The organism is Bacillus sp. JJ1773, from assembly GCF_036962035.1.
In the GTDB taxonomy this organism is placed as follows: domain Bacteria; phylum Bacillota; class Bacilli; order Bacillales; family Cytobacillaceae; genus Cytobacillus.
The window spans coordinates 57,753-60,553 of the sequence record NZ_JBALNX010000052.1 but is presented as its reverse complement, the minus strand read 5'-3'; the positions used below and the strand labels follow the sequence as shown (position 1 = coordinate 60,553).

Below are 2,801 nucleotides of genomic sequence, written 5' to 3'. Positions count from 1 at the left end.
CGCCCTTCGACACGGAAACCCAAGGTTAAAGGTAGTTAAGAGGAGTTCATATCGCCCTTCTATACGGAAACCATAGACGAAGGTAGTTAAGAAGGGTTTATAACGCCCTTCAGTTAAGGGAGAGAAAGTAATGGAGAAGCTAAATATCCTTATCATTGATGATGAGGAGGATATGAGACATCTAGTTGAAATGTATCTGGAGAATTCAGGCTTTCACTGTGCATCTGCTGCTAATGGGGAGGAAGGATATGCCATCCTAAAGGATACATACATCAGCTTAATTATTCTTGATATTATGATGCCAGATGAAGATGGGTATGAGGTTTGTAAGAGGATTAGAGAAAAATATAATATCCCGATCATCTTTTTATCAGCCAAAGGGGAGGAATGGGACAAAGTGCAGGCCCTTCAGCTTGGCGGTGATGATTACTTAGTTAAACCATTTAGTCCAGGAGAGCTTGTCGCAAGAATTAATGCCGTCCTACGCAGAAGCGGTATGACAAAAACTGACTCATATATCCAAGTTGGAAAAATAATCATTGATCGATTGGCTAGAAAAGTATCAGTAGCAGGGCAAAGTATATCTTTAACATTGAAGGAGTTTGAACTTCTCCTATGTTTCGTTGATCATCAGTCACAGGCTTTGAGCAGAGAACAGCTTCTTGACTCAGTTTGGGGAATTGATTATATAGGGAGTCTTCGAACGGTTGATACACATATTAAAACATTAAGAATGAAGCTTGGTGTCGGGGATTATATACAGACTGTATGGGGAATCGGCTATAAATTTGAGGTGCCTGGAGAATGAAGTTTAAGTTTACCGATAGTCTGGCAAAAAAACTATGGCTCACCATTACAGCGGCCATTTTAATTACGATTATTTATTCCTATTTCCTCTCTTATTTATTTTATGAAAAGCTATATGTAAATAATGTAGAGACTTCATTAATAGAGGAAGGAAATCGTTTGGCAAGCGAATATGATGGGGGAGCTTTAACAGAGGAATTAATTGATAGAATTGAATGGTATGGAACAAAATCTGAATCAGAAATTTTTATTGTCAGCAATCCTAGGGAGCTAAGTGCCTGCTTACCCTTTGATATCGATTATGAGGCATTAATAAGCGGGAAGGAAAGAGAACAGCTGCTTAAAGGTGAACCGGTACATAAGATTGGTTATGAGGAGCGGTTTGATCGGCAAATTATGGCTGTCGTTATTCCTCTCTTGGATGAGACTAGGCTTGAGGGAATTATATATTTATATTTACCGCTAGCAAAAATTTCAGAGGTCACAACAGACTTTGCTTATTTATGGATGATGGCGGCCTTTCTATTCTTAATTATTGCTATTTCTTTCGGAACAATCCTTGTCCGAAGGCTGACAAAACCGTTACTTGAGATGAAGACTGCTGCTGAGTGTGTCTCAAAGGGGGAGTATTCAATCAAGATCGATAATCAATCAACAGATGAAATTGGTCAGCTTGCCCATGCATTTAATCATATGGCTTCATCTATTCAACGCGAAGACGAAAGGAAAAAAGAGTTTCTCGCCAATGTCTCCCATGAACTTAGAACCCCAATAAGCTATGTAAAAGGGTATAGTGAAGCATTAATTTCTGGGATTGCAAAAAACGAAGACCATGATCGCTATGTCCATATCATTCATCGGGAAGCAGGAAGAATGGAACGGCTAGTAGGTGATCTTCTTGACCTTTCACGACTGGACTCGGAAGAATTTAAGTTGGAAAAAATGCCGCTTCCACTTGCACAAATTATTGAAAACTCTTTGCAGAAGTACGGACCAATTATGAAGAATAAGAATGTAGGCCTCCAATATCAGCTCGATCCGGATATTATAATAAATGGAGATGAAGGCCGGATTGAACAGGTCATCCAAAATATTATGGACAATTCTATACGATACACTGACAAAGGAGAAATCAGACTTGAGCTTTATAAAATAAAGGAAGGCTGCTGTATAGAGATGAAGGATACCGGAATAGGAATTCCTTCTGAAGATATTGATAAAATTAAGCAGCGATTTTACAGAGTAAATAAGGCAAGGACCAGAAAGGATGGGGGAACAGGTTTGGGGCTTGCGATTGTCGAAAAGATTGTTAATCTCCATGGCGGGAAGCTAATGATCACGAGCAAGCTCGAATTAGGGACAACTGTTAGGATTATTCTTCCAGTTATCGATCTTTAGTTATCAAACCATCATATGTGTAATATTTTTGTAACAATAGTAAAACAAGCTGCCTTTATAAAAACTTGTCAACACCGAATTCTTAGTAATATTCTGGAGTAACTTTAGGGCGGTTTCTTCTAAAGGATTATTTATCCAAGTAAATATCCTCCAGTCTATTTTTTATAAACCTACAAAGTAAAAGGTTTTTACGAGATTCATGTGATTATTCTAGCTTTATATTTTTCATATACAAGGTAATTGTTAAATCCCCCCAGAAATATTACGAAAAACCATGTGTTATTATGATTGTGCAAGCAAGACAGCACACAAATAACTCACATCAGGGAGGATTTAATAAATGAATAAAAAAATGTTATTTTCAGTAGCAGCAGCGGCAGCTATACTAGTTTCAAATCCAGTGGTGAATAAGGCAGATGCAGCATACAATTGCCCAACACCTCAACAAGTTAAAGTTAATTACTCACAAACTACTAATGTAAATTACGATCAAGTTAATAGCATTCTGCAAAAATACCTTAAGAATTACAATATTCAATGGGATATGAATGGATTAAATAAACAATTTGCACAACAACCAGTACAACAAAAGCCAG

Annotated in this window: 2 protein-coding genes and 1 pseudogene; all 3 read left to right on the top strand. The window is 37.5% G+C overall.

The features are described from left to right. The first annotated feature begins 130 nt into the window (after positions 1–130). Positions 131–808: a response regulator transcription factor gene (locus tag V7127_RS16460; RefSeq protein WP_335487795.1), complete on the top strand. Its 678-nt coding sequence runs from the start codon at positions 131–133 to the stop codon at positions 806–808. Continuing rightward, a complete protein-coding gene (locus tag V7127_RS16455; protein WP_335487792.1) occupies positions 805–2,205 on the top strand; it encodes a sensor histidine kinase in 1,401 nt (466 codons plus the stop codon). Before V7127_RS16460 ends, V7127_RS16455 begins: the two co-directional genes overlap by 4 nt. Positions 2,206–2,545: 340 nt before the next feature. Then, a pseudogene (locus V7127_RS16450) lies at positions 2,546–2,801 on the top strand (CAP domain-containing protein); the annotation flags it as partial.